At 64.2% G+C, this 24,073-nt stretch carries 22 protein-coding genes; 15 read left to right on the top strand and 7 right to left on the bottom strand.

Annotated elements, in window-relative coordinates; translation table 11 throughout:
• Window positions 1-19: 19 nt before the first annotated feature.
• From RCO24_RS14930 to RCO24_RS14900, 7 genes are all read left to right on the top strand, one after another.
• A complete protein-coding gene (locus tag RCO24_RS14930; protein ID WP_308963236.1) occupies window positions 20-1,111 on the top strand; it encodes an ABC transporter ATP-binding protein in 1,092 nt (363 codons plus the stop codon).
• A 229-nt stretch (window positions 1,112-1,340) separates the two neighbouring features.
• The gene (gene tatA, locus RCO24_RS14925; RefSeq protein WP_308963234.1) at window positions 1,341-1,562 is read left to right on the top strand and encodes a twin-arginine translocase TatA/TatE family subunit; all 222 of its coding nucleotides are present in this window, start codon (window positions 1,341-1,343) and stop codon (window positions 1,560-1,562) included.
• 140 nt (window positions 1,563-1,702) lie between these two features.
• Window positions 1,703-2,185: a Sec-independent protein translocase protein TatB gene (gene tatB / locus RCO24_RS14920; protein WP_308963232.1), complete on the top strand. Its 483-nt coding sequence runs from the start codon at window positions 1,703-1,705 to the stop codon at window positions 2,183-2,185.
• The gene (tatC, locus tag RCO24_RS14915; RefSeq protein ID WP_308963230.1) at window positions 2,185-3,000 is read left to right on the top strand and encodes a twin-arginine translocase subunit TatC; all 816 of its coding nucleotides are present in this window, start codon (window positions 2,185-2,187) and stop codon (window positions 2,998-3,000) included. Before tatB ends, tatC begins: the two co-directional genes overlap by 1 nt.
• Before the next feature lie 207 nt (window positions 3,001-3,207).
• A complete protein-coding gene (gene serS / locus RCO24_RS14910) occupies window positions 3,208-4,485 on the top strand; it encodes a serine--tRNA ligase (RefSeq protein WP_308963229.1) in 1,278 nt (425 codons plus the stop codon).
• Between the two features lie 42 nt (window positions 4,486-4,527).
• On the top strand, window positions 4,528-5,322 hold the full coding sequence (gene surE / locus RCO24_RS14905) for a 5'/3'-nucleotidase SurE (RefSeq protein WP_308963556.1): 795 nt from the start codon (window positions 4,528-4,530) through the stop codon (window positions 5,320-5,322).
• 347 nt (window positions 5,323-5,669) lie between these two features.
• A complete protein-coding gene (locus tag RCO24_RS14900) occupies window positions 5,670-7,295 on the top strand; it encodes a peptidoglycan DD-metalloendopeptidase family protein (RefSeq protein WP_308963227.1) in 1,626 nt (541 codons plus the stop codon).
• 127 nt (window positions 7,296-7,422) lie between these two features.
• On the opposite strand, the gene RCO24_RS14895 is transcribed toward RCO24_RS14900, so the two are convergent.
• Window positions 7,423-8,319, bottom strand: coding sequence for an ATP-binding protein (locus RCO24_RS14895; RefSeq protein ID WP_308963225.1), 897 nt, complete (start codon window positions 8,317-8,319; stop codon window positions 7,423-7,425).
• Between the two features lie 377 nt (window positions 8,320-8,696).
• Here RCO24_RS14895 and yajC point away from each other — a divergent pair, with 377 nt between their 5' ends.
• The 6 genes from yajC to RCO24_RS14865 all read left to right on the top strand — a co-directional run bounded on the left by yajC (window position 8,697) and on the right by RCO24_RS14865 (window position 15,302).
• Window positions 8,697-9,041, top strand: coding sequence for a preprotein translocase subunit YajC (gene yajC / locus RCO24_RS14890; RefSeq protein ID WP_308963223.1), 345 nt, complete (start codon window positions 8,697-8,699; stop codon window positions 9,039-9,041).
• Window positions 9,042-9,128: 87 nt separating this feature from the next.
• Window positions 9,129-10,757: a protein translocase subunit SecD gene (gene secD, locus RCO24_RS14885; RefSeq protein WP_308963222.1), complete on the top strand. Its 1,629-nt coding sequence runs from the start codon at window positions 9,129-9,131 to the stop codon at window positions 10,755-10,757.
• Window positions 10,758-10,772: 15 nt separating this feature from the next.
• On the top strand, window positions 10,773-11,735 hold the full coding sequence (secF, locus tag RCO24_RS14880) for a protein translocase subunit SecF (RefSeq protein ID WP_308963221.1): 963 nt from the start codon (window positions 10,773-10,775) through the stop codon (window positions 11,733-11,735).
• 23 nt (window positions 11,736-11,758) lie between these two features.
• Window positions 11,759-12,133: an MTH938/NDUFAF3 family protein gene (locus RCO24_RS14875; RefSeq protein ID WP_308963220.1), complete on the top strand. Its 375-nt coding sequence runs from the start codon at window positions 11,759-11,761 to the stop codon at window positions 12,131-12,133.
• Between the two features lie 10 nt (window positions 12,134-12,143).
• Window positions 12,144-13,013 (top strand): squalene/phytoene synthase family protein, encoded by an 870-nt coding sequence (locus RCO24_RS14870; RefSeq protein WP_308963219.1) that lies wholly within the window; start codon window positions 12,144-12,146, stop codon window positions 13,011-13,013.
• A gap of 60 nt (window positions 13,014-13,073) precedes the next feature.
• Complete coding sequence (locus RCO24_RS14865; RefSeq protein ID WP_308963218.1) at window positions 13,074-15,302, top strand: hypothetical protein; 2,229 nt, start codon at window positions 13,074-13,076, stop codon at window positions 15,300-15,302.
• A gap of 30 nt (window positions 15,303-15,332) precedes the next feature.
• Here the strand turns inward: RCO24_RS14865 and RCO24_RS14860 are convergent, their stop codons facing one another.
• Window positions 15,333-17,165, bottom strand: coding sequence for an ABC transporter transmembrane domain-containing protein (locus tag RCO24_RS14860; RefSeq protein WP_308963217.1), 1,833 nt, complete (start codon window positions 17,163-17,165; stop codon window positions 15,333-15,335).
• 431 nt (window positions 17,166-17,596) lie between these two features.
• On the opposite strand from RCO24_RS14860, the gene rpmE reads away from it, so the two are divergent.
• Window positions 17,597-17,827, top strand: coding sequence for a 50S ribosomal protein L31 (rpmE, locus tag RCO24_RS14855; protein ID WP_308963216.1), 231 nt, complete (start codon window positions 17,597-17,599; stop codon window positions 17,825-17,827).
• A 164-nt stretch (window positions 17,828-17,991) separates the two neighbouring features.
• On the opposite strand, the gene RCO24_RS14850 is transcribed toward rpmE, so the two are convergent.
• The 3 genes from RCO24_RS14850 to RCO24_RS14840 form a co-directional block, all read right to left on the bottom strand.
• Complete coding sequence (locus RCO24_RS14850) at window positions 17,992-18,549, bottom strand: DUF1465 family protein (RefSeq protein WP_308963215.1); 558 nt, start codon at window positions 18,547-18,549, stop codon at window positions 17,992-17,994.
• Between the two features lie 403 nt (window positions 18,550-18,952).
• Window positions 18,953-20,233, bottom strand: a complete 1,281-nt coding sequence (locus RCO24_RS14845) for a hemolysin family protein (RefSeq protein WP_308963554.1) — start codon at window positions 20,231-20,233, stop codon at window positions 18,953-18,955.
• A gap of 129 nt (window positions 20,234-20,362) precedes the next feature.
• On the bottom strand, window positions 20,363-20,560 hold the full coding sequence (locus RCO24_RS14840) for a DUF1192 domain-containing protein (RefSeq protein ID WP_308963214.1): 198 nt from the start codon (window positions 20,558-20,560) through the stop codon (window positions 20,363-20,365).
• Between the two features lie 165 nt (window positions 20,561-20,725).
• Between RCO24_RS14840 and RCO24_RS14835 the strand changes: the two genes are divergently transcribed.
• Window positions 20,726-21,727, top strand: coding sequence for an NAD(P)H-quinone oxidoreductase (locus RCO24_RS14835; protein ID WP_308963213.1), 1,002 nt, complete (start codon window positions 20,726-20,728; stop codon window positions 21,725-21,727).
• A 3-nt stretch (window positions 21,728-21,730) separates the two neighbouring features.
• Here the strand turns inward: RCO24_RS14835 and RCO24_RS14830 are convergent, their stop codons facing one another.
• On the bottom strand, window positions 21,731-22,603 hold the full coding sequence (locus RCO24_RS14830; protein WP_308963212.1) for a TIGR01459 family HAD-type hydrolase: 873 nt from the start codon (window positions 22,601-22,603) through the stop codon (window positions 21,731-21,733).
• A gap of 122 nt (window positions 22,604-22,725) precedes the next feature.
• A partial coding sequence (locus RCO24_RS14825; RefSeq protein ID WP_308963211.1) for an EAL domain-containing protein occupies window positions 22,726-24,073 on the bottom strand: 1,348 nt, incomplete at its 5' end.

Below are 24,073 nucleotides of genomic sequence, written 5' to 3'. Positions count from 1 at the left end.
GCCAGGGGGCGGACCGGCGATGCGTGTGCCGGACGTCGCCGCGCGCGTGGTGTTCGACGCCATCGAAAAAAGCTACGGCGAGCAGAAGGCGGTCGACGGCCTTTCGCTCGACATCGCTCCGGGCGAGGTGGTCTGCCTGCTCGGGCCCTCGGGATGCGGAAAGACGACGTTGCTTCGGCTTGCGGCCGGCATCGAACGGCCGACCGGCGGGCGCATTCTGATCAACGACGTCGAGGTGGCGGGGCCGGGGCGGTTCGTGCAGCCGGAAGATCGCGGCGTGGGCCTGATGTTCCAGGACTTCGCGCTGTTTCCGCATCTCACCATTCTCGAAAATGTCGCGTTCGGCCTCAAGGCGCTTTCGCGCGAGGAGGCGCGGCGGGCGGCGCTTCGCATCCTCGCTCGCGTTGGGCTCGAACGGTACGGGGAGCAATATCCGCACATTCTTTCGGGTGGACAGCAGCAGCGCGTTGCGCTGGCGCGGGCGATCGTTCCGCGTCCGGCGGTGATGCTGATGGACGAGCCGTTTTCCGGTCTCGACGTGCAGTTGCGCGACGCCATGCAGGAAGAAACGCTGGCGCTGCTACGCGAAGCTAGGGCGACGACGATGATCGTCACGCATCATCCGGAAGAGGCGATGCGCCTCGGCGATCGGATCGCGGTGATGCGGGCGGGCAAACTCGTGCAGACCGGCCGTGCGCAGGAGCTCTATCTGCGACCGGCGGCGCTGTTCGTCGCGCGTCTCTTCTCGGAAATCAACGAGGTTGCCTACCGGGTGTCCGGGGGGCGCATCGCGACGCCGATCGGATCGCTGGCGGCGCCAGGCGCCGCGGAGGGTGAGACAGTCACGCTTTGCCTGCGCGAGCGGGGGATGGATTTGGCGGCTGCCGGAGCGAACGGGCGCGCGAACGGTGGCGGTCTCGTGGGGCGGGTGAAGACGGCGAAGTTCCTAGGCGACGCCGTGCGCTGCGAAGTTTTGGTCGAGGGTTTCGAAGCCCCGCTCAACATTCGCACCAGCGCGGGCGCAGGGATCGAGGAGGGGAGTGAGGTCAAGGTCTTGATCGACCCAGCCCAAGCTCTGGTTTTTCCTTCGAGCGACGATAAAGTCTATTGAAACTCAATATATTAATTCATATTTCGGAAATGCGGCCTGCTTGCGGGGGGGTGGTGTTTCTGCAATAGTGCGCCACCTTTTAGCGAGTGGCTTAGAATGCCGCTCGGGCGTAGCGTGCCGGAAAATCGAACGTTCTTCGGTGGCTACGTTTCGAAACCGTTGCATGACTTGAGGTGCTGCGCGCCGATCTAGCCGATCTCGCGCGACCTTGGTCGAGAGGAGGCGTTTCATGGGGTTGAGTGCGACCCATCTGCTGTTGCTTCTGGTCGTGGTGGTCCTGCTGTTTGGCCGGAACAAGATCTCCGATCTGATGGGCGACGTGGCGAAGGGCATCAAGAGCTTCAAGAAGGGGCTCTCCGAGGACGAGCCGACTGCCCCCGTCGATCCCAAGGTCATCGACAATTCCGCAGCAGCCCAAGCCGCCGAGCGCGACCGGTCGAAAGCGGGCTGATGCCCGGCGCCGTGCGCTGGCTCTCCGTTCTGCGTGGCGCGCTTCGTGAGCCCACGCGCGTTTTGCCTTTCTTGGGCTGATCAGTCCTGGCGGCCGGGTGGGCCGTAGCCGGGGCCTTTCGAGTTAATCTGGACTTTCAGATGTTCGATGTCAGTTGGAGCGAGCTTCTGATCCTTGGCCTGGTCACGTTGATCTTCGTGGGGCCAAAGGAACTGCCGCGCTTTCTCGGCACGCTCGGCCGTTACGCCGGCATCGTCCGCCGCCAGGCCAACGAGTTTCGCGCCGTATTCGATCAGGCGATGCGCGAAGCGGAAATGGATCAGCTCAAGAAGGAAGTCCAGGCGGTCAGCGATGGCGTGAAGGCGTCGCTCAACGATGCGACGCGCTCCGTGAACGAGATCAAGGCGGCGACGAAAGTCGAGGCCGACGCCCTGCCGCAACCCACCCCTCCAAAGACCGAGAACGAAGCGGCGGCGCCCCCGGCCGTGGCCAGCGTGGCAGCGAGTGCGGGAGAAAGCGCGAGCCCGGCGTCTCCCTCTTCGGGCGAGGCCGCGAGTACTGGTGAAACCGAGGCGAGCCGGCCGGCGGATGCGCCGCTCGATACCACATCGAGGCCGGTCTGATGCAAGAGAGCTTGCCGCGTCCGGGGCAGGACGACATCGACTCATCGAAGGCTCCGCTGCTCGATCATCTGATCGAGCTACGCCAGCGGCTGATTTATGCGGCCGTCGCGTTCTTCGCGATGTTCATCCTCTGCTTCACGATTGCGCGCCACATCTACGAGGTGCTGGTGTGGCCTTACGTGTGGGCCTCGGGCAGCGATCACGTGCGCCTCATCGCGACGCACTTCCTCGAGCAGATTTTCACGCATTTGAAACTCGCGATGTTTGGCGCGGCGTTCCTGTCGTTTCCGGTGATCGCGACCCAGATCTACAAGTTCGTCGCGCCCGGTCTCTACAAGAACGAGCGGCACGCGTTCCTGCCGTACCTTATCGCGACGCCGTTCTTCTTCGTGCTCGGCGCGGCGGTCGTCTACTTCCTGGCGATGCCGATCCTGATCAAGTTCTCGATGGGGCTTGCGCATTCGGCGAGCGAAGCCGGTCCCGCCACCATCGAGCTGATGCCCAAGGTCTCCGAATATCTCTCGCTGATCATGACGCTGATCTTCGGGTTCGGGCTGATGTTCCAGCTTCCGGTGGTGCTGACGCTGCTCGCGCGGGCCGGCATCGTGACCTCGGCGACGCTTCGCAGCGGGCGGCGCTTCGCCATCGTCGGGATTTTCGCTGTGGCTGCGATTTTGACGCCGCCGGACGCGCTCAGCATGGTCATCATGGCGCTGCCGACGGTGCTGCTCTACGAGCTTTCGATCCTGGCGGTCGCCTGGGTCGAGAGGCAGCAGGCGGCGAAGGATGCCGCGGGGAATGCCGCCGAGACTTAACGCCGGTTGTCTGGACCTCCGGTGCTGGGCGTCCTATACCGTCGCTTTGAAACCGCTGCTTTCCGTTCTAATCGACGTCCTGGCCGCGCAGGCGGCCATCCACGCCAGCAACCACATCAAAGTGGTGACGTGTCTGGATTCCGGCCTCCGCCGGGATGACGTTGTTGGATTGGTGAACGCTACCACAATCACGCCGAGGCCCCGCCCGTGTTCGACATCAAATGGATCCGAGACAACGCTGCCGCATTCGATGCCGGTTTGAAGAGCCGGGGGCTCGAGCCGCTGGCCGACAAGGTGATCGCGCTCGACGAGGCGCGGCGCCAGCATCTCACCAAGCTCCAGGATGCGCAGAGCCGGCGTAATTCCGCGTCGAAAGAGATCGGCAAGGCGAAGGGCGCGAAAGACGACGCCTTGGCTGCCAAGCTGATGGCGGAAGTTGCGGAGCTCAAGGAGGTCATCCAGCAGGGTGAAGAGGAAGAGCGCACGCTGACCCGCGCGCTCGACGACGCGCTCGCCGTCATTCCGAACCTGCCGCGCGAAGACGTGCCGGTCGGCTCGGACGAGAAAGGCAACGTGGAAGTGCGCCGCGTCGGCGAGCCACGCGTTCTCGATTTCAAGCCGAAGCAGCATTTCGAAATCGGCGAGGCGCTGGGCCTCATGGATTTCGAGACCGCGGGCAAGGTTTCGGGTGCGCGGTTCGTGTTCCTGAAAGGCGCGCTGGCGCGTCTCGACCGCGCGATCGGATCGTTCATGCTGGATCTGCACACCGGCACGTTCGGCTACACCGAAACGAACCCGCCGCTGCTGGTGCGTGACGATGCGGCATTCGGCACCGGCAACCTGCCGAAGTTCGCCGAAGACCTGTTTCAGACGACCAATGGCTACTGGCTCATTCCAACCGCAGAAGTTTCGCTGACCAACGTCGTGCGCGATCGCATCCTCGATGAAGCCGAGCTGCCGATGCGTATGACGGCATGGACGCCGTGCTTCCGCTCGGAAGCGGGCGCGGCCGGGCGCGATACGCGCGGCATGATCCGCCAGCACCAGTTCTCGAAGGTGGAGCTGGTCTCGATCACGACGCCGGAGGAAAGTCTCGCCGAGCACGAGCGCATGACCAACTGCGCCGAAGAGGTGCTGAAGAGGCTGGAGCTGCCGTATCGCACGATGCTGCTCTGCACCGGCGACATGGGCTTCGCTTCGCGCAGAACCTACGACATCGAGGTGTGGCTGCCGGGACAGGACGCCTACCGCGAGATCTCGTCGTGCTCGGTTTGCGGCGACTTCCAAGCGCGGCGGATGGGCGCGCGCTACCGGGCTGCGGGCGGAAAAGACGTGCGGTTCGTGCATACTCTCAACGGCTCGGGGCTCGCGGTCGGGCGCACGCTGGTCGCGGTTCTGGAAAACTATCAACAGGCCGACGGGTCCGTCATAATCCCGGAGGCCTTGCGGCCGTACATGGGCGGCTTGGCGAAGCTCGAGAAGTAATCTCTTATCCTCGCAAGGGCGGGGAAGGAGACTGGAGAAGTGATGCGGATTCTGATCACCAACGACGACGGAGCGGGCGCGCACGGTCTTTCGGTGCTGCATCAGATCGCGAAGGCGATCTCCGACGACGTCTGGATCGTGGCGCCGGAGACCAACCAGAGCGGGGCTTCGCACGCGCTGACGCTGCAGGTGCCGCTGCGCTATCGCGAGATCGGCGAGCGCGCCTTTGCCGTGCGCGGAACGCCGGCCGACTGCGTGATCATGGGCGTCAAGCACGTGCTCAAGGACAAGGCGCCGGATCTCGTGCTGTCGGGCGTCAATCACGGCGCGAACCTCGCCGAGGACGTCACCTACTCCGGCACCATCGCGGGCGCCATGGAGGGCACGCTGCTCGGGATCCGGTCGATCGCGATGAGCCTCACGATCGGGTTCGATCCCGAAGGCAAGCAGCATTGGAAGTCGCCGGTCGAGCACGGGCCGCGTCTCGTCAAGCAGCTGCTTGATGCGGAATGGCCGGCGATGACGCTGATGAACATCAACTATCCGGATCTCGCCCCCGGCGACGTGCGCGGCGTCGTCGCCACGCGGCAAGGCCGACGCGACCAGGGTGGGCTCCACATCCAGGAGCGCAGCGACACCTGGGGCGATCCTTATTTCTGGGTCGGGTTCGAGCGCCGCCGGTCCGATCCGCCTCAAGGAACAGATCTGCGCGCGATCGCCGACGGCTTCATCTCGGTGACGCCGCTGCACCTCAACTTGACGCATGAAGGCGCGCGCGAGGCCCTGGGCGAAGTGCTCTCGCTCGATCGCGCGAGCCCGCTCAAGGATGTGGGCTAAATCGCTCGAATTTGACGTCGTTTGTTAAGTACAACTCGGTCAAACGTCGCCAAGTCGCCGAGATTTCTCCGTCATCGCAGCACATTCCCAGCGTAAGTGAAGACTGTGCGGGGCCCGATTTTAGGGCATGTTGCCGGGCTGCCAATTTTCGAACCCTGCCGGGCGCGCGACCATTTTTCATGGGTTTTAAGCGCGCGCTTTGTCGTCGACCGAACCGGTGATTCACACTTCAGATCGATAGGATCTGGCGTGATCATGGTCCGGCTCGAGCGCAATCGTACCCCGCCGTTAAGGTTCTCTTAACTGGTTAAGGGTTACCTGGAGAGTGGGTATTCAGGGTGTGTGGCATGTTAAGTTCATTGCGTAAATGTCAGCAATCCTCCGGCGTGCAGGGATTGAAGGTCGGATTGATCTTCTCGGCCGCTGCCGTATTGGCAGGATGCAGCGCGGATATCGCCCGCTTTGACCTCGGCAATCCCGAAGGCGCCAGCGCACAATCCAACTATGGTTCGACGCCCGGACGTCAGGCGTCCAACGAGTTCGGCTCGGCGGGTTATGATCGGCCGGCTTATCAGGGCAGCAGCGTGCAGCGCTCTGAGCTGCCGCGGCCGCAGGAACCGCTGACGACCAGCGCGATCCGGTCGCAAGACAATCCGTCGTCTTATGGCAACGGCCAGCAGGGTCAGTCCGGCTACGGTCAGCAACCGCAGGGCGGTTATGGTCAGGGCGGCGCGGCTTCGGGCTCCGGCTATTCGGGATCGGCCGGCTATGACGCGCCTGGCGCATATCGCCCGAGCAACGTGCCGTCCCACAACGTCGCGCCGATCGCCTCGCGCGATGCGGGTGCGAGCGCGGGTGGCGAAAGCATCGAGGTTCGTCCCGGCGACACGCTCTATTCGCTTTCGCGCCGGCACAACGTTTCGGTCAACGAGATGATGGCGGCCAACGGGCTGTCGTCGCCGAACCTCAAGCCGGGCCAGCAGCTGCATCTTCCGTCCGGCGTGCGCGCGTCGCGTGCATCCGAGACCGCGCGTCCGCCGCGTGAAGCTTACGACACGGCCGCAGCGCCTGCTCCGGCTCAGACCGCCGCGGCAGATGCGCCGTCGGATTGGACCGGCAGCTACACCGTCCGCTCCGGCGACTCGCTCTATGCGATCGCGCGACAGAACAACGTGAAGCTTGCTGAGCTCGAACGTTACAACGGCATTTCGGATTCACGGAAGGTGAAGCCGGGCACCGTGCTGAAGCTGCCCGCCAACGGTTCTGCGCCGGAAGCGGTGGCCGAGGTTGCGCCTGCCGTGTCTCAGCCGTCCTACGATCCGGCGCCGAGCCGCGACAGCGCCCCCCGCGATACGGGTAGTCGCGATGTCGCAAGTGAAACGCCGGCACCTGCCCCGGGCGCCGTCCGCCTCGGCGAAGTGACGAACGGGCCTGCGCCGTCGTCGGCACAGCAGCCGACGCTGCTCAATGGTTCGAATTCTGGTGCTTCCCAGCCGCCGGTGCACGTGGAGCGTGTTGCGCGGGCGGAAACGCCGGGCGCGGCAAGCGATGCGGTTTCGCCGTCGAGCAGCCAGAACTCCGGATCGGTCGCGGGTTCGCGACTGCGTTGGCCGGTTGCGGGCAAGATCATCGCCGGCTTCGGTCCGCGTCCCGACGGCACGCACAACGACGGCGTCAACTTCGCTGCGCCGATGGGCACCGACATTCATGCCGCTGAAAACGGCGTGGTGGCCTATTCGGGCGACGAGCTCAAGGGTTACGGCAACCTCGTGCTGATCCGCCACGACAACGGCTGGGTGACGGCTTACGCGCATGCCGACGAAATTCTCGTCAAGCGTGGCGACCGCATCAAGCGCGGGCAGGTGATCGCGAAGGCCGGCCGCACCGGTCAGGTCGACCAGCCGCAGGTTCACTTCGAGCTGCGGCAGGGCCAGAAGCCGGTCGATCCGACGCCGTTCATGGAGCGGCTGTAAGAGCAAAGGTGGCAAGCGGCACTAGGCAACCGGCAATCGAAGTTCGAGAATGCCGAATGCCGAATGCCGAATGCCGAATGCCGAATGCCCAATGCCGAATGCCGAATGCCGAATGCCGAATGCCGAACTAGAGCGGTAGCGTCTTACCCAAACGGCCCGCCAGATCCTGGGTGAACTGCCAGGCAACGCGACCCGATCGGCCGCCGCGCGTGGCGCTCCACTCCAATGCTTCGCGAACCAGCTCGTCGCGCTTGATCGGCAGGCCGAAATGTTCGGCGTAGCCCGACACCATCGCGAGGTAGTCGTCCTGGCTGCAGTTGTGAAAGCCCAGCCACAAGCCGAAGCGATCCGAAAGCGAAACCTTCTCTTCGACGGCTTCCGACGGATTGATCGCGGTCGAGCGCTCGTTGTCGACCATGTCGCGCGGCATGAGGTGGCGCCGGTTTGACGTGGCATAGAACAGCACGTTGGCGGGGCGGCCTTCGATGCCGCCTTCGAGCACGGCCTTCAGGGATTTGTAGCTCGAATCGTCGCGGTCGAACGACAGGTCGTCGCAGAACACGATGAAGCGATGAGACGACGTGCGCATGGCGGCAAGGCACGCGGGGAGCGTCGCGATGTCCTCGCGATGGATCTCGATAAGCTTGAGACCTGTCGCCGTCTCACCCTTTTTCTTGCTCTTGCGGCCGGCCACGGCCGCCTGCACGTCGGCATGGACCGCCTTCACGAGGCTCGATTTTCCCATGCCGCGCGCGCCCCATAGCAACGCGTTGTTGGCGGGCAGGCCGTCTGCGAAGCGGCGGGTGTTTTCCAGAAGCTGGCGGGCTGAGCCATCGATGCCCTTCAACAACGTGCTCGGAACCCTGTTCACCGCCGTGACCGGCAGAAACGAGAGGGTTGCCGCCTGCCAGACGAAAGCTTCGGCCTCGTCAAAGTGAGGGGGCGCAGGCGGGGGCGGCGTGAACCGTTCCAGGGCTGCCGCAATGCGATCGAGGCGGCTGGCCAGGTCGGAGTGATCGGTCATGTTCGGCTTTGCCTTGATTTTCTGGTGTTTTCCGTTGGTCCGGCTGCTGGAAATGCGGACCGGGCTGCTTCTCGCGCTTTCTATAGACCGAGGGAGCGGGCGGGGGCCAGACCAGCCTACTTAGGGGTGTCGGGGAGGGAGCTGCGAGGGTTGCAAAGCGGGCCCTGGGCACTATAGTCGCGCGCGATCTCAGGCGGACAGGCTTGCGGAGGCGATCCTCCACAAGGTTGGCCGTATTTCGCTTATAGGGTTAAGAGGCTGCGTTACGGTCTCGGTGCGGGCGCACTCCTCCATCTGCCTCAGGCAGGATCGCTCGCCCTCCGACGCTCAGGCTCTCGACACTACCAGATAGACGATCCGGCAAGGACCACTTCCACATGTTCATTTCACCGGCCTACGCGCAATCGGCAAGCCCGATGTCAGACCCCCTCAGCGGTCTCCTCATCCCTATGCTGCTGATGGTCCTCATCTTCTATTTTCTGGTGATCCGGCCGCAGAGCCAGCGCCAGAAGCAGCACCGCGAGATGATCGAGCGCGTACGCCGCGGCGATACGGTCGTCACGTCGGGCGGGTTCATCGGCAAGGTTTCGCGCGTGCCGGACAACTCCGATGAGATCGACGTCGATCTCAGCGATACGCTCAAGGTCCGTGTGCTCAAGAGCACGCTTCTCGACGTGCGCTCGAAGGGCGAGCCGGTCAAGGATCAGACGGTCACGAAATAACAATGGCGCGAGACTGCGAACGCCCGTCTCAGGCGGTGGCGTTCGCGCTCGACGCGATAAGGCTCAAGGGGAGAGGTTCGCTCCGTTATGCTGCACTTCGAGCGCTGGAAGATCTTTGCGATCGTGGCGACGTGCCTCGTCGGCCTGCTGTTTGCCTTGCCGAACTTCTTCTCCAAGGAGACGGTCGCATCGTGGCCTAATTTCATGCCGAAGTGGCAGATGCCGCTGGGCCTCGACCTGCAGGGCGGCGCGCATCTTCTGCTCGCCCTCGATCAGAACGAGATCCGCAAGGATTGGCTTTCGAACATTCGCGAAGACGCGCGCAAGACGTTGCGCGAAGCCAAGATCGGCTTCTCGGCGATCGGCGTGACCGGAGATGCCGTTCAGGTGCGTCTCGTCAAGCCAGAGGACACCGATGCGGCACTGAAGGAGCTCAAGAAGCTGTCGCAGCCGATCGGTAACGCCATCCTCGGCACCAGCAGCAACGACACCGAACTCGAGAAGGGCAGTGAGCCCGGCCTCATCCTGATCAAGCCGACGTCGATCGGGCTGCAGGAGCGCATTTCCAACGCGGCTTCGGCCTCGATCGAAACGGTCAATCGGCGCGTCAACGCGCTCGGCACGTCGGAATCGACGGTGGTGCGGCAGGGGCGTGATCGCATCCTGGTCCAGTACCCGGGCCTCACCGACACCAAGCAGCTCAAGGACCTGATCGGCAAGACGGCGAAGCTCTCTTTCCACGCCGTGCATCCGACGATCTCGGCCGAGGAGGCCAAGACCACGCGTCCGCCGGTCGGCTATCGCATCTATGAATCGACCGAGCGCGAGCCGGGATACGATCAAAACTACGTGCTGCAGGAAGCGCCGGTGGTGCAGGGCGACGACCTCGTCGACTCGCAGCCGGGTTTTGACCAGCAGACCAACGCGCCGATCATCAGCTTCCGCTTCAACCAGTCGGGTGCGCGCAAGTTCGGCAACTTCTCGAAGGATCACGTGGGTGAGCCGTTCGCCATCGTCCTCGACGACAAGGTGATCTCGGCGCCGGTGATCCGCGAAGCGATCCTCGGCGGCTCAGGCCAGATCTCAGGCAACTTCACCGTCGAGAGCGCGAACAACCTCGCCATCCAGTTGCGCTCGGGCGCGCTGCCGGCAAAGCTCACGATCGTGGAAGAGCGCACGGTAGGCCCGTCGCTCGGCGCCGACAGCATCGAAGCCGGTAAGCTTGCCGGTATCGTCGGTCTCGTCGCAACCGCGGTTCTCACGGTCCTCGCTTACGGCACGTTCGGTGTTTATGCGGTGATCGGCCTCCTGGTTCACGGCATCCTCATTCTCGCGCTGATGTCGATGATCGGCACGACGCTGACGCTGCCCGGCATCGCGGGCTTCGTGCTCACCATCGCCATGGCCGTCGACGCAAACGTGCTGATCTACGAGCGCATGCGCGAAGAGCTTCGGGCCGGGCGCACGCCGATCGCGGCCATCGAATCCGGCTTCCAGCGCGCGTTCGTGACCATTCTCGACAGCCAGCTCACCACGCTGGCAGCGGCCGTGATCATGTTCTGGCTCGGCTCCGGGCCGATCCGCGGCTTCGCCGTCACGCTGACGCTCGGCATCATCACGTCCGTGTTCGCCGCGGTGACCATCACGCGTCTCCTCGTCGCCATGTGGCTCAAAAACGCGAAGGCCAAGGGCCGCTCGCTCGTCGTTCCGATTTAAAGAGGGTCCGCCCCCATGTTCATCGTCCCTGATTTCAAGGGTAACGACTTCTTCCCCCACGGAACGCGCCTGCCGTTCATGGCCTACAAGGGAATCTGCGTTGGGCTTTCCATCGTGGCGATGGTGCTGTCGCTCGGCGTCATTCTGGTCAAGGGCTTCAACTACGGCGTCGACTTCAAGGGCGGCTCGCTCATCGAGGTTCGCGCGAAATCCGGCACGGCCGACCTCGGAGCGATGCGCGACAAGCTCAATACGCTGGGGCTTGGCGAAGTGCAGATCCAGAGCTTCGGCACGGAAGCGGATGCCCTGATCCGCATCGAGCAGCAGCCCGGCGAGGAAGAAGCCCAGCAGGTGGCGGCGAACAAGGTTCTCGAGACACTGGGTAGCGACTACGAGCAGCGGCGTATCGAGGTCGTGGGACCTGCGGTTTCGAGCGAGCTTCGGACGACCGGCCTCATCGCGGTGCTCGCGTCGATCGCGGCGATCGTCACCTACGTGTGGTTCCGCTTCGAGTGGCAATTCTCGGTCGGCGTCGTGCTTGGCCTATTCCACGACGTGCTGGTGACGGCGGGGATTTTCTCTCTTTTCCAGCTCGCGTTCGATCTCTCGATCGTGGCGGCTCTGCTCACCATTCTCGGCTACTCGGTGAACGACTCCGTCGTCGTCGCCGACCGCATCCGAGAGAACTTGCGCAAATACAAGAAAATGCAGCTGACGGAACTGCTCAATCTGTCGATCAACGAGACGCTGTCGCGCACGATCCTGACCGGCGTTACGACGATCGCGGTGCTGTTCGCGCTGTTCTTCCTCGGCGGCGAAGTGATGCAGAACTTCACGTTCGCGATGCTGTTCGGCGTGATCATCGGCACCTATTCGTCGATCTTCATCTCGGCGCCGGTGATCGACTATCTCGGCATCAAGCGCGACTGGAGCGACGACGTGAAGAAGCCCGCCGCTGGTGCAGCTGCAAGGTCGTAGGCAAGCCGGAGGCGCATTCTCGGATGGGCGCGCCGCAGCATCTGCCTCAGCAGGTTCCGATCGAGGCCTATGGAAACGGCGGGTTCCGCTTTGGCGGCATGAGCCATCGCGGCTCGCTGTTGTGCTTGCCGTCGGGCATCTGGGGATGGCCGGTCGATTCGATCGAGGCGGTGGACCGGGCTGCATTGAGCCCGGTGCTTGGCCTCGGCGGCGAGGTGACGTTCCTGCTTCTCGGCACCGGTCGATCGCTGGTGCGTCCGTCGCGCGATGTCGCCGATGCGCTCAAGGAGGCAGGTCTTTGGCTCGAGGTGATGGACACCGGAGCGGCCGCGCGGACCTATAACGTTCTGCTTGCCGAGGGCCGGGCGATTGCGGCAGCGTTGATCGCCGTCGAATAGGAACCCAGCCATGAGCGAGCAAGATCCGCTCGCATCGCATTTGCCGCAAGGATCGTCCGTCCGGGACACAGCGCGCACCTACGATCGGGATCGCTATCTTTCCGCCTTGCTGGCACCGACCGGTGCTCGAGACGATCTCGTCACGCTCGCGGCATTCTTCGGTGAGATCCGGCGCATTCCGCTGCTGACGCAGGATGCCGCGATCGGCGAGATCCGTCTGCAATGGTGGCGCGATGCGCTGGCGGCGGGCGCGTCGGACCAGACGACCGGCCATCCCATCGCCGATGCCTTGCTCGACGTCGCTCGCCGGCATGGGCTTCGCCGCGATCTGCTTCTCGCGCCGCTCGAGGGTTTTTCGCGCGAGCTTTATGAGGACGGCGTCCGCGATGAGCGGGAGCTCGACGAATATGCATATGAAACCGACGGTGCGGCAATTCGGCTCGCTCTCGCCATCCTTGGCGGCCCGGATCTGCGTGAGGCGGAGCGATCCGCGGACGACGGCGCCCGTGCCTTGGCTTTGACACGGCTTGCCCTCACTCTGCCACAGCATGTTGCGCAAGGTCGCTTGCCGCTTCCGCAAGACTGGGTGGCGCGGGTTCGCGATCCGCGTGGTTTGCCCCAGTCCGAGGCGCGTGACGCGGTTTTTGGGCTCACGCAGATCGTAGCGGGCGAAGCGCTCTTGGCGCTCGGGCGCTACCGGGGCGGGCAGGCTCGCGTGGTGAAGAAACTCGTCACGGCGTTCCTGCCGATGTGTCTGATCGAGCCGTATCTCAAGGCTGTTGGCAGGCCGGGGCGGGATGCTTTGCTGGAAGTCGCGGATATTTCGCCGCTTTCGCGTGTCACGAGACTGTGGTTCGCTCACTGGCGCGGAAAGATTTGATGCCGGGTTCTTAGATTGGAGCCGGCTGGCGGCGGGAGATCATCGGGAACGTTGACCGGCATGGTTCGAAAACTTGCTTCCCCCATCCTGACAAGCCTCGTGCTCGCGTATGCGCTCGCGGTGGGAGTGGCGGTTGCTCAACAGGTTGAAGACCTGCCGCCAGTAGTGGCGCCGCCTGCGGATCGCGAAGCGCCGCCGGACGGGTTTCGTCAATACGCGACCGAGCCTGCCGATCCGAACACGCCGGCTGCCGCGCCGGATGCACAGAGCACGCCGGGCAGTACCGTTCCGAGCGAGGCCACTCCGAGCGACCCGGCTCTTCCACCCATTCCGCCGGCGCGCGGGCCTTCGATCGGCGATGCGATCGATCCGCTGCTGGCTCCGCGGCCCGGCACCACTCCCGTACCGTTCGCGCCGAATGCACCGGGCATCGAGGATCTCAATGCGTTCGCTTCGGTCGAGATCGAGTGGCGCGTCGAGAACCCGTTCCGCTTCTTCGCCGATGCCAAGGATACCGACGTCCATCGTGCCACTTATCTTGCGCTTTCGCCGGAGCAGCGCGAGAGCGCGCCAGTGCTCGCGTCCGAACATGCGTTGAGCCGGCGCTACGAGGCGGGGTGGGCTGAATCTGTCGTCCGTAAGACGTGCTGGGCTGGGCCGCGCAATCGGCACGTCTGTCCGGACAAGGGCGATTACGTCAACCCGGATCGTCATCGCGTGGTCGTCTCGCTCAAAGGTGTTCCGGAACCTTCCGTCGAATGCCGGTGGTTCTCCAACGCGCTTGGCGGGGGCGACGGCGGCGAAAGCGTCAATACCGTGCCGTGCAGTGAGCCTGTGGTGCTGACGGCGCCTTATCCCACCGGGCTTTCGGTGCGCGTGGAAGTGGGCGGGATCACCGTCGCCTCCACCGAGGTCAAGGTGCGCGACATCTTCGTGGTCGGCATTGGAGACAGCTTCGGATCCGGCGAAGGCAATCCCGACGTGCCTGTGCGCTTCTCGCCGGAACGCACGATCGAATACGGCAAGGGCGACGGCACTGCGGATCTCTCGGGATATCCCGCGCGCGTCGGTTCCTGGAAGCAGGTCGGCGATGACGCCTTCGTCGAGGGCAATGCGCGCTGGCTCGACCAGGCCTGCCATCGCTCGCTCTACTCGTACCAGCTTCGCGCGGCGCTCGAGCTTGCGGTAGAGGATCCACACCGGGCGGTGACCTACACGGGCTTCGCCTGCTCGGGCGCGGAAGTCACGTGGGGCTTGTTTCTGCGCTACAAGGGCAACGAATGGGTGCCGCGCCCGCCCGATCTTTCGCAGATCTCTGCGGTGGCGGATGCGCAGTGCGGCAAGCGCGAGGCGCGGCTGCAGGATATGCCCGAGGCCTATCACATCAACGGTACGATCTCGGAACTGCAGGGCGGGCTCGTGCTCAGCAAGTGCCCCGCGGATGAATCCCGCAAGATCGATCTCCTGATGATGTCGGTCGGCGGCAACGACATCGGCTTCGCGCGTCTGGTCGCCAACGCGGTGTTGTCCGATACGTCGCTGGTACGCAGTCTCGGCGGCTGGTTCGGACAGGTGCACGGCAACCAGGAAAGCGAGGCGCTGCTCGAACGTCTCGATGCCCGCTACAAGGCCATGAACCGGGCGCTCCACGGGATCCTCCACATTCCCTGGGACGAAAGCGATCGCGTCATCCTCACGGCTTATCCGCCGTTCGCGCTGCTCGACGATCAAGGGGCGATGTGTCCGGACGGGTCGGCGGGCATGGAGGTGTTCAACGAGTTCTCGATCACGCAGAAAGCTGCGCTGTCGAGCTCATGGCTTGCCGACAAGCTCGACCAGATCATGGACAAGAGCGCAAAGCTGCACGGCTGGACGTTCGTCTCCGGGCATCGCAAAACGTTCGTCGGACGCGGCCTTTGCGCCGGGCATACCAGCGGGAGAGGCTCGATCGCGGACGATCTTCGTCTGCCGAGGCGGCACGGTGGTGTGTGGGTGCCCTACAACCCGGCGCACTACGAGCCCTATGCGGCGCGGCAACGCTGGTTCCGCACCCCGAACGACGCCTTCCTCACCGGCAATTTCCATGTCGCCGGCTCGGTGATGCAGAAGGTGCTCAAGCTGCAGAGTTTCTCGTGGTTCCAGGTGCTGCTGGCCTCGACTTATTCGGGCGCGTTCCATCCTACGGCGGAAGGGCACGCGGCGATCGCGGATTCCGTGGTGGAGCGGGCGCGAGCGGTGCTCAAGCGCCATGGCCAGCAGTCGGCGGCCGCGGAGAGGGTGGAGCCTTAGGCGGGCCGGCGGCAGCGCGGAGCGGTGTTCTTATTCGGCGGCTTCGCTGCCGAACTGAAGCTCGGAGAGGCGCGCATAAAGACCGCTGCGCTGGACCAGCTCGCGGTGCGTGCCGCTCTCGACGATATGGCCCTTGTCGAGGACCAGGATGCGGTCGGCGTTCTGCACCGTCGAAAGTCGATGGGCGACGACGATCGTCGTGCGGCCCTTGGTCAGCGTTTCGAGCGCGCGCTGCACAGCCAGTTCGTTCTCGGTGTCGAGGGCGCTGGTCGCTTCGTCGAGCAGCAGGATCGGAGCATTCTTCAGAATGGCGCGTGCGATGGCGATGCGCTGGCGCTGACCGCCGGAGAGCGAGACGCCGCGCTCGCCGATGCGGGTTTCGTAGCCTTGCGGAAGCGCGCGGATGAAGCCGTCGGCCTGGGCGGCAACGGCCGCACGCACGACGTCCATCTCGCTGGCGTTAGGGGTGCCGTAGCGAATGTTCTCGTTGATGGTATCGGCGAAAAGCGCGACTTCCTGCGGCACGAGCGCCGTGGTGCCGCGCAGCTCGTCGAGATCGACGGTGGCGATGTCGGTTCCGTCGATCAGGATCTGGCCGCTCACCGGATCGTAGAAGCGCAGGATCAGATTGAGCACGGTCGATTTGCCGGCGCCGGATGGGCCGACCAGTGCCACACGCTCGCCGGGTGCGACACGGAACGAGATGCCGTCGAGCGCGGACACACCGGGGCGGCCGGAATAGCCAAAGCGCACGTTGCGAAATTCGATGTCGCCCTTGACCGGCTTTGCCAGCGGTACCGGCCGCTCAGGAGACTTGATCTCGGGCTCGATGGTGAGAAACTCGGTGATGCGTTCGGCAGCTCCTGCCGCCTGCGTGGTCTCTCCCCAAACCTCGGACAGCTCTCCGAGCGCGCCAGCGGCGAGCAGCGCGTAGATCACGAACTGGCTCAAACGGCCGCCGGAGATCTCGCCGCTGATCACGGACGCTGCGCCGTACCAGAGCACGCCGACGATGCTCGAGACCACGAGCAGGATGACGAGCCCGGTCAGTCCTGCACGCGCCAGCATGCGCTCGCGGGCGGCGGTGAAGGATTTCTCGACGGCAGACGCGTAGCGGTTGGCGACGGCGCCTTCGTGTCCGAACGCCTGCATGGTGCGGACCGCTGCGAGGTTTTCGGCCGCGTAGGCTGAGGCTTCCGCAAGCGTATCCTGCGCGCGCCGCGACAGGCGGCGGACCATGCGGCCGTAGCCGATCAACGGCAGCACGATGACGGGAATGGCGACGAGAACGAGGAGCGAGAGGCTAGGGCTCGTGATCAGCATCAGAGCGAGCGCGCCGACCAGCATGATGAGGTTGCGCAAGGCCTGCGAGATGGCCGATCCGGCGACGGTTTTCACCTGCGTGGTGTCGGCGGTGAGGCGGCTCATGACCTCGCCGGAATGGGTCTGCTCGTAGAAATTGGGACCGAGCCGGGCAAGGTGGGCAAAGACATCCGCGCGCAAATCCGCGACGACACGCTCGCCGATCCAGTTGACGAAGTAGAAGCGGGATGCGCTCGCGACGGCGAGCACGATGCCGATCACGATCATCATCATGAAATACTGATTGATCATGCCGGTGTCGCCGGCGCCGAAGCCGTGGTCGATCATGCGGCGCACGGCCATGGGAACCGCAAGCATCGCGGCGGCAGAAAGCACGAGGGCGATGCCGGCGCCGACAAGGTAAGCGGGATGGCGGATCAGATAGGGCTTCAGCGCGAGGAGAGGACGCACCGACTTGCGGCCGGCGTTCGCGGACTCGTCGGAGGAGGGCTGCTCGGCCTTAGGCGCGGTCGGACGCTCGGAATGTTCGCTCGGGCTCAAATCTCGGTCTTTCGCATTGGACGTTTCCCCGGCTTCGCACCCTGGCTTTTTGCTTGATGGTGCTTGTTGCCGGACGCCGTTTTCGACTTTTCCGGACGCACGTTTGGGTGCCTTTTATCTAGGCATGGACCATGCGTGACATACCGCCCCGCCGTCAACGTCATCCGGCAGCCTGAAACGGAATGCCGCGTTCTGGTCCGGTTCGACAATGTTTAATCGGGCTGGAGCGGTGCCTCCTTGTTTTCGCTCAAGGTAAGTCCCTTAAGTAGCGGGATTTTTCGGTGCTTGTGCGGGTCGGGCATCTCGATTATAGAAGCGCATCCAGAAATTCGGGGTCGTGCCGTGTCGGCCATTCCGCCGCTTTCAGGGTGCTTCCGCGTCGCGAAACGCGGTTCGCTTGTCTCCGGCCCCATTTGCAACGAGCAACGGTTATGAAAAAAGACGCCGACCTGCATCCCGATTATCATCAAATCACGGTCAAGATGACCGATGGGACGCAATTCGTTACCTATTCGACCTACGGCAAGGAAGGTGACGAGCTCCATCTCGACATCGATCCGAGCTCGCATCCGGCCTGGACGGGCGGCGATCAGCGCCTGATGGACCGTGGCGGCCGTCTGTCGCGCTTCAAGAAGAAGTTCGAAGGCTTCATCAAGGAATAGTTCGCTTTCAAAGCGATCTGAAAAGGCCCGGTCAAGCGACCGGGCCTTTTTTGTTGGGTTCATTCTTGCCGGGCCCTACGCACAGACGAACGTTCGTAACCCCATGAAAAAAGCCCGACGTTGCGGCCGGGCTTTTTCAGATCTCGCTGTGTCAGACGATATGGCTAGCGCGCGGCGGCGCGGCGAGCCGAGAACGCGCTTTCGAGCGCGCTGATTTGAGTTGCGACGGGATTGATGGCAGCAACGTCGCCGGCCACTTCGGTTTGCGGAACCATGGCGCGATCAAGCTGCACGATGCGATCATGGAGCATGAAGCTCGCGTCGATCAGGTCGCGCAGGCCTTGCGGGAGCTCGCCGAAACCTTTGGTGTGTGCGGGACGTCCGAGCGTCTGCAGCTTGACGCGCGCGCGCTTGGTCTCCGCTTCCTGGGTGGTGATCTCACCTTCCTTCAAGGCCCGGCGGATCAGCAGCCATGACGCCAATTCGAGCAGCCGCGTCGTGAGACGCATGCTCTCGGTGGCATAGAGAACCGTGACCTGATTGGGGAGCCCCTTCGACTCGCGGCGACCTTCGCCGTCGAGATACGCGGCCGATCGCTCGACCAGAGCCATGCCTTCAGAGAAGACTTTGTCGAATTGTTCGGACGCCTGGAAACGCTCTCCGAAGGAGACCGTTTCGCCCGTGTTCACGAACAAGCTTTCTACGCTGGAACCGTTGTTCATCATACGCTTCGATACAAACGCCTACACTCTGGTCACCATACCATCGTTAGATCCTAAGAGACCAGGGTTAACAAAGTTGGCCAAGAAGGAGACAACACGATGGCATGACCCACGTTCGGATCCTTGCAATTGTCGCGCCGAAAAAAATGAGCCGCCTCGCGGCGGCTCAGAAGTCAACAGGGAGGCGTCAAACAGGGTGGCTAGGCACCACCCAGGATCCATGTAACTGGATGACGAAGAGAATAAGCCCGGATGTCCTAACGAACGCTTAACGATTGTCGATTTCGAGTCGATTTCCCGTTCACGTTTGCCGCGTGTCCCACAGTAAAGGCTTTGCCTCAGATTGAGACATGAGGGACGGCGCCCGGCGGGATCGGTGGAGATCCGGCGTCAAGGCGAGCGATCAGGCGGCGGTGGCAATGCGGGATGCCAGCACCTTGTCGATACGCCGCCCGTCGAGATCGACAACCTCGAAGCGCCAGCCGCTGGCGTCGATGATCTCGCCGGTTTTGGGAATGTGCTGGAGTTCGGCCAGCACCAAGCCTGCCACTGTGGCGTAGCTGCGCTTTTCCGGTAGCGGGAAGCCGAGTTCGGCTGCCATCTCATCGACAGGCATCGAGCCCGAAAGAAGCCAGGAGCCATCCTCGCGCTGGGTGGAGTTGGGTTCGTCCGAGTCCGACTTGAACACGCCGACGATGGCCTCGAGGACGTCGGCCGGCGTCACCAGGCCTTCAAAGTGGCCGTACTCGTCATGGATGAGCGCGATCGGCACATCCGCTTCGCGCAGTGCCGCGAGAGCGTCGAGCGCGTCCATCGTTTCGGGAATGATCGGCACCTTGCGGAGATGGCCGCGAATGTCGAGCGGCTTGCCTTGCAGAATGGTTGCGAGCAGCTCGCGCGTTCGCACGATGCCGAGCAGCTGGTCGACGGAGCCGTCGCCGACCGGGATCAGCGAATGAGGCGTTTCGATCAGCTGAGTGCGGATTTCGTCTGCGGGCACGGAAATGTCTATCCAATCGACATCCGTGCGCGGTGTCATCAGTCCGACGACCGTGCGATCGCTCAAACGCATGACGCCCGAGATCATCTCGCGCTCGTGCGTTTCGAGAACGCCGGCTGCTTCGGCTTCCGCGATCAGGATCGAGATCTCCTCGTCGGAGACCTGGTTCTCGCTCGCTCCCTGCTGTCCGAAGAGACGGAAAACGAGACGGGTCGACGTGTCGAGCAGCCACACGGCTGGGCGCGCCACGCTCGAGAACGTGGCCATCGCCGGAGCGACGATGCAGGCGATGCCTTCGGAATTGCGAAGCGCGATGTTCTTCGGAACCAGCTCGCCCATGATCACCGACAAATAGGTGATGACGGCAATGACGGTGCCGTAGCCAAGTGGTGTCGCGACGCTCTCGGGAACGCCAGCGTCGCGCAGCGCGGTGAAGGCGTATTCGCCGAAGGTTTCGCCCGAATACACGCCGTTGATGGTGCCGACCAGCGTGATGCCGATCTGGACAGCGGACAGGAAGCGGCCTGGATCGGCAGACAAAGCGAGTGCGCTTTCCGCTCCGGCATGTCCGGCGGCGGCCATGGCTTTCAACCGTGGTTGGCGGGATGAGACGACTGCGAGTTCGGAGAGCGCAAAAAGCCCGTTGATGAGGATCAGGGCCAAGACGATGAAAATTTCGGTCACTTTGTTTGCGGCCGACTGATTAGTCGAAGCCACTCCATGCTGCGAAGGGAGCGGATGCTATAGACCGGCCGCCCGTCGGTCAATGTCGGGAAAATCCGGTGTTCTGCGCCGATGTTCTGCAAATATTCGTCAGTCGCCCGGTTTTTTGAACAGGGCGGCGGCAGCGTTTTCGTGGGATCGTTTGCGTGCGAGCTCCGCTTTCACGCGCTCGATTTCGGCGGCGAAGGCTTCGATGCGTTGCTCGAGCTCGGCAACCGACAAGGTTTCGAGATTGTCGCCGAGGCTTGCGGATTTCGCAGCTTTTGGCCGTTCGTCATCCCAATTCATCGCGGGCTCCTCACCGTTGTTCTGTTGTTCGAGGTGTTTTGTCACTGGTCTAGCGTGTCATTTTCGCAGATCTCACTCAAGCGCGTGTGCTTGTAACCTCGTGCGCGGTTTGGCAGGTATGTCGCCTGCTACTCACCACCTCAAGATCGCTTTCAGGAGCCCCGCATGAGCACCTATCCCGAGACCATGACTGCCGTTGCCATTCAAGGCAAAGGCGGGCCGGAGGTGCTCATCGCGGAGCAGCGGCCAGTCCCGGCGCCGGGTGCGGGGCAGGTGCTGATCAAGGTCGAGGCGGCGGGCGTCAATCGCCCCGACGTGTTGCAGCGAAAGGGGCTTTATCCGGCACCGAAGGGGCATTCGGAGCTGCCGGGCCTCGAGGTGTCGGGCACGATTGCAGCGGTCGGAAGCGGCGCTTCGCGGTTCAAGGTCGGCGAGCGCGTGATGGCGCTGCTCAACGGCGGCGGCTACGCCGAATTCGCGCTCGCCGAAGAGCCTGCGACGCTGCCGGTTCCCGAAGGCGTTTCGATGATCGAAGCGGCGGCCCTCCCGGAGACGTTCTTCACCGTGTGGTACAACGTGTTCGAGCGCGGCGCGTTGAAGCCCGACGAATGGCTGCTCGTGCACGGCGGCTCCAGCGGCATCGGCGTGACGGCGATCCAGCTCGGCGCGGCGTTCGGCGCGAAAGTCATCACGACGGCGGGGTCGGCGCAGAAATGCGCGGCGTGCGTGGCACTCGGCGCGACACGTGCGGTCGACTACACGACGGAAGATTTCGTCGAGGTCGTGAAAGCCGAGACGCAAGGGCGCGGCGTGGACGTCATTCTCGACATGGTGGGCGGCGACTACGTGGACCGCAACATCCGCTCGCTCGGCGATGACGGCCGGCTCGTCAATATCGGCTATCAGTCGGGCTCGAAGGTGACAGTCGACATGATGCGCGTGATGCTGAAGCGGCTGACGCTGACGGGATCGACGCTGCGCATCCGGCCGACGGAGATCAAGGGAGCCATCTCGCACGGGGTCGAAACGCAGGTCCTGCCTCTGGTCTCGTCGGGCAAGGTCAAGATCGTCGTCGACAGCACGTTCCCGCTGCTCAAGGCTGGAGAAGCCCACGCGCGCATGGAGACGAGCCAGCACATCGGCAAGATCGTGCTGACGGTCGCGTAGAGACTACCAAACGAGCGACGGCATCGCGGCGATCGGGCGAATGGCCGGGTCGGGGAAGAGCTCGGTGAGGATTTCGCTGGTGAGCCCGCTGGGCGCGTGAACGCCGCTCGCAACGAAAACGCTATCGATCCCGGCGGTGGCGGCGCCTTCGATGTCGGTGCGGATGCCGTCACCGATCGCGAGAATTTTTTCGCGTGGAACCGCCTTGCCCTTGACCTTCTCGATCAGTGCGAGGGCCATGTCGTAGACAGGGAGATACGGCTTGCCCGCGTAGGCTACGCGGCCGCCGAGCTTCTCGTAAGCCGACGCGAGCGCGCCCGCGCAGTAGATGATCTTGGAGCCGCGCTCCACCGTCAGATCCGGATTGGCGCAGACCATCGGCAGGTTGCGCGCCGCGAATCCCGCTAGCAGCTCGGCATAGTCGTCGGGCGTTTCGATTTCGTCATCGAACAATCCGGTGCAGGAGATGGCTTCGGCGTCGCCTGCGTCCGACAGCGTGATGCCGAGGCCGTCGTAGAGCGACAGGTCGCGCTCGGGGCCGAGTGCGAAGACGGGTTTGCCGGCATAGGCGCCGACAAGGGCGCGGGCGGCATCGCCCGAGGTCAGGATGGCGTCCCAGGCGAAGCGAGGCACGCCGATGCGATCGAGCTGTGCAGCAACGCTCTCGGCCGGGCGCGGGGCGTTCGACAGCAGCAACACCGTGCCGCCGGACAGGCGAAAGCGCGTGCAGGCGTCGCTGGCGGCCGCGAACGGTTCGACGCCGTTGTGCATGACGCCCCAGATGTCGGTCAGCCAAGCCTCGCGGCCGGTTGCGAGGCCGGTGATGGACGACAGGATCGGGATTGGGCGGGTGCCGGGGGATGCGGATGTTTCCATTCCGCATGGGTAGCCTCTGGCCCGGTAATGGGCAAGCGGCGTGCGAACCGAGGCTCGCACGCCGCTATTTCATGACAGGATGACAGACGCCAGGAGGCTGGCTTGGAACAAAGCAGGCGGTGTCAGGCTGCGACGGTGTTGGTGCGACGGCCGACGACATCTGATCGGACCGGACGCGCGCCGCCGAACAATTGGCCCTGGCCGAGCAGAACGCCGAAACCGAACACGCGGGCGAGCTTCTCGTCGTCGTCGATGCGCTCCACCACCAGCGTCAGGCCGTGCATGGCTAGGTGACGGCAGACGTCGCTCGACGGGATGCGTCCGCTCGGAGCGGGCAGGCCGTCCAGGAACACCGCGGCGTCCAGCTTCACGAAGGCGAAGCCCTGCTCGGCGAGCGCCTCGAAATCCATGTCGAGGTCGGTGATGGCGGACAGCGCGAAGCGGAAGCCCAGCGAGCGCATGTCGGCGAGGGAATCCCATTCCGGCGTCGAGAAGCCGCGCACGTCGCTCTGGCTGAACGACAGAACGAGCTGGCTCGCGAGGGTCGCGCGCTGATGCAGCGTTTCGGCGAGTTCGCCGAGGAAGTGCTCGTCGGCAACGGACTCGCCGCTGAAGGCCGAGAACACCGAGCCGCCCTTGCCGCGCTCTTCGAGGCGGCGGGCAACGGCTGCGGTGCGCGTGATGCGCACGCCGTCGAACAGCGGCAGGAGGCCGGTGCCGCGGAGGTCGGGGCCATTGGGTGTGATGTCGAGCGGATTGCCATCGGCATCGCGCAGGCGAACGCTGACCTCGTAATGACGCGTCTGCTGGTCTTCGAGACCGAGGATCGGTTCGAGCGCGACGTCGATGCGTCCGGCCGAGATGGCGTCGGCCATCAAACGTGCGCGGGCATCGGATGCGGAGCTGGCCCGCTGCGGAGCGGCGCCCCGCACGAACGGCGGAAGCGGCGGCGGTTGAGGGGCTGCGTTACGCGGCGCGGCGGCAGGCACGGGCGGCGGTGTCGCGCGGTGGTCGCCGACTGCCGAGCGCATGGTGCCGGCGGTCATGCGCAGGGCTTCGATCGATTGCTCGATGGCGGCGTTCGACGTGTCCTGAGAAGCGTTGCGCTGCGGAAGCGACGGCGGGCCGGACTGACCGACTTGCTGCGCGGCTGCGCGGGCTTCGAGCTGCTCGGCCGCGTTGACCTCCTCGAGGAGGCGCTTGATCGCGTCCTGGATCACCTCGACGTCGGCCTGGCGGGGCGAGGTTGCCTGCGGCGGGCGTGCGGCGGGTTGCGGCTGCGGCGCGGCGTTAACCGTGCGCTGGCCGGGCAAAGCAGCGTCGGATGCCGGCGCGGCGACGCGGCCGGTCACGAAGGGCGGAAGGCCCGGTGCGTTCTGGGCGGCGACCGGCGGCATCGACGGCTGGCCCTTGGGCAGCGTCAGCGGCGGCGGCAGCTGTGCGCCAGGATGGGCGGCGTCCTGGGGCCGC

The sequence above is a fragment of the Hyphomicrobium sp. LHD-15 genome, from assembly GCF_031157355.1.
Lineage (GTDB): Bacteria > Pseudomonadota > Alphaproteobacteria > Rhizobiales > Hyphomicrobiaceae > Hyphomicrobium_C.
Note: the sequence above shows the minus strand (reverse complement) of the source record. Positions and strands in the feature narration are given on the sequence as shown.